Origin of the sequence: Campylobacter sp. 2352 PW, from assembly GCF_024723575.1 — a bacterium.
Taxonomy (GTDB): Bacteria; Campylobacterota; Campylobacteria; order Campylobacterales; family Campylobacteraceae; genus Campylobacter_D.
The window spans coordinates 1-3,370 of the sequence record NZ_JANQCX010000025.1 but is presented as its reverse complement, the minus strand read 5'-3'; the positions used below and the strand labels follow the sequence as shown (position 1 = coordinate 3,370).

The 3,370-nt window shown below is 29.2% G+C and carries 2 protein-coding genes; both read right to left on the bottom strand.

Going from position 1 to position 3,370, the window contains the following annotated elements:
* Nucleotides 1-174: 174 nt before the first annotated feature.
* Nucleotides 175-1,353: a capsule polysaccharide modification protein KpsS gene (gene kpsS, locus CAMP5121_RS07910; protein WP_337215284.1), complete on the bottom strand. Its 1,179-nt coding sequence runs from the start codon at nt 1,351-1,353 to the stop codon at nt 175-177.
* On the bottom strand, nt 1,350-3,347 hold the full coding sequence (locus tag CAMP5121_RS07905) for a capsular polysaccharide biosynthesis protein (RefSeq protein ID WP_442863295.1): 1,998 nt from the start codon (nt 3,345-3,347) through the stop codon (nt 1,350-1,352). The genes kpsS and CAMP5121_RS07905 overlap by 4 nt, the downstream gene beginning before the upstream one ends.
* Nucleotides 3,348-3,370: the final 23 nt, after the last annotated feature.

Here is a 3,370-nt window from a genome sequence, read left to right as displayed (position 1 = left end):
TCTACCGCCACTAAAAGCTTATGCAGACTATAAACACGCTCAAATAGCCAAAACACACTTGCCTTATCTTTTAGGTAATGCACTTTTGCAAGCTTCAAGAACCCCTTTTAAAATAGGCTATTTAAGCTTACCTTTTAAACTAAAAAAGATTGCAAAAAATTATAAAAAGAAAATTTAATCTAAACTAGTATTTTTGAAAAAATTCCCATTGACTTGGGTTTTATATATCACATAATTTCTAAATTTAGCGTGCAAAACAGCATCAGGCTTATATGCCCTGCATTCTTTCCAAAAAGTATGCAAGCTTTTTTGATAAGTCAAACCTTCAACATCATAAAAGGCTTTTCCCATAACTTTTAAAGGACTATTATGATATAAAGCAGAAAGTCCTACTGTGCTATTTATCACTATAGTGCCTCTTGCATTGATTAAGAGCGTAGGTAAGTGTAAGTCATGTATATATAAAATTCTACCCTCGACATTGTATTTTAAGCTCAAATCTTCTATAAGTTTAGTATAGTCCCTATAGCCACGATCCATAGGATGGTGCTTAAAAACTAAATAAGACTTTGCTTTGGCATGATTAGCAAAAGAAATGATTACTTCTTCTATAAATTTTTCTGTAGTTTTTTTATAATGATGGGAGAGTTGAGTATCATTATGCACTTGTAAAATAGCCAAAAAATACTTTTGCTTTAGGGAAAGAATTTTTTCGTTTAAACTTTTTTCTGTGATTTTGTATTTGTTTTTTCTATATACTGAGCAAAGCCAAGGTAAAAAGTCAAATAATTTTAAACTTCTATGATGTAAAGAATTATTAAAATACCAAGAAAATAAAAAAGCAAAAAGCCAGTATAAAAATGAAGCAAAGGCCATATTTCTAAAAGTGCTTGAGAAAGTTTTGAATTTAAAATCTTTATCAAATTTTTTCTGACTTAGATAAAATTCTTTTTCTCTAGGCAAAGTGGAGTTTGCATTCACTCCATCTTTTTCAAAAGTAATGAAGTTTGGTCTTATATAACCTTCTTCAAAAATCCATACTTCAATACCCATTTGCTTAGCAACATTAATGGCTATTTCATGAACTTTTCTACAATCATTATACATAATGATAACTTGAATTTGTTTTTCTTCAAAAAGCTTTTTATAAAAGTCTTCAAGCTCGGCTAAGCTTTTAGTATAATTAATACTTTTAAAAGGATAAAAGAAAAAATCTCCGCCATTAAAATTTACTTTATGAACCTTAGCTTGTGGAATTTTTGTAGCAATTTTACGAAAAAATCCTCCTACAGGCCCTTGGAGCAATAAAACATTTTTACCAGAAAATTTTTTTAACTTTTTACTTAAATTCATCTAATCAAAATAAATTCTATCAATCTTCTTATTTTTCTTAATATATAAATTCTTATATCCATAAACCAACGCAAATAAAATTTAGAAAAATAATCTTTTTGCATTTTTAACATTATATCTAATGCAAGCTCAACTTCACATAAATTTTTACTTTTTGGATGGATGTATCTTGGATAAAGGATCAAAACGCCAGCAACAAGTTCTTCTAAGCTAAGCATTCTTGTGCGTCTTGGAATTTTATGAAAATCGCTTGTCAAACCCCAGCCCGCATAAAAAGGCTTACCATATACCACTACTTTTTTACCACGCAAAAGAGCATCAAAACCACTTGTAGAAGTGATGGTATGCACTTCATCACAAGCATTTATAGCACTATCTATGCTGACATTTTCTATAATCTCATCACAATATTTTAAAATAATACTTTTATCTTTTAAACCCTTACGGTTACCGCTTAAAACATCAGGGTGAGGTTTAAAAACTATGAAGGTGTTTCCATTAGCCTTTCTTACGCTTTGTAAAAGTTTTAAGGTATCAAAGCCTGCTCCACCTAAGATCATAGAAGCATCATCTTCTACTTGAGCTGGGATCAAGATGATTTTTTTGTTGGTATTAAAATTTAATTTTTCGTGCTTTAAGCCATTATATTTTGAAAATTTATTTTGCGTGATGATAGTGATGAGTTTTTTGGCTCTTTGTTTTAAACTCTCATCAAAAATATGATTTTGCAAAATATCTTCTAAATCGCTTGGCTTACTTGGATCAACATACAAGCCTTTACTATCTACTATCAAAGAAAAAGGACGTGTAAGATCTGAACCTAAAAAAACAGAGCGCAAAAAGCCATCCTCTACTAAGAAAATTGCATTTTTAAAATCTTTAGCTAGTAAAGCTTTATCATGCTTTTTACCCCAAATGAAAATTTTATCTTCAGGATTTAAATTTGCTTTGTAAAGCTCATTAAGCGAGTTTAAAAAAATGATTTTATTATTTTTAGCTTCAAAAAAAGGTCTTACAAACTCTCTTTTCCATTTAGAAAAACCTAAAAAATACAAAGTATTTGAATTAGCTTGTTCTATCTTTTTATACTTTGCTAGAGTATGAATAGTATCAAAAATATCACTTTTTTGATTTAAGTAAGGATTAAAATACTCACTATATAAAATATAAGCAGCATAAAAAACTTCTTCCAAAGTTCTTTTTTTAAGCCTTCTTTTACATACTTGTTTATCTTGCGTTAAACCCCAACCTGCATAAAATGGCACGCCATAACACACACATTCGCACCCTAACATCAAAGCTTCAAAACCCATACCAGAAGTCTTGGTATAAACTTTTTTAAAATAGATTAATAATTCTATAGGATTATAATTTTCTTTTATAACTACACATTTACTTGGTAAATCTTGTGCGTTAAAATCACTTTGCTTTTTACCACTTAATATATCAGGATGAATTTTAATGTATATTTTAGCATTTGGATTTTCTTTGATAGCATCATTTATGATATCTTGAGTTGAAAAAATATCAGCTAAACCAAATTTTAACGAAGCATCATTTGCTACTTGAGTGATGATTAATACACGTTCTTCATTAGCACTAAAAAACTCTTTTGGTATGCAAAGATTGTTATTATACTTACTAAGTTTTTCTTTTTTGATAACTTCTATAACTTTTTTTGCTTGCTCTAATTCTTCGGCGCTAAACTCATAAGTGTTTAAAATATTTTCAAGTTTAGAAGGCATAGTCGCATCGTAATAAATTCCTACATCATCTTTGACGATAGAAAAACTCGGACTTTTTTCTACACCTAAATTTAATGAGCGCAAAAAGCCATCCTCTAAAAGCAAAAATCTTGTATTATATTTTCTAGCTAGTTCTACAGCTTTTAAACCTGACTTTTTTCTACCCCATCCTACAAAAACATCTGATTTTTTAATCCTGCCAAAAAAAATATAAAAAAACGCGTATAAATAAGGATGCACTCTTGAAATTTTAAACGAGCTAAGAAATCGTT

Bases quoted from the DNA above. Each gene is read 5' to 3' on its own strand.
- kpsS (WP_337215284.1), bottom strand. From the start codon at position 1,353: ATGAATTTAAGTAAAAAGTTAAAAAAATTTTCTGGTAAAAATGTTTTA.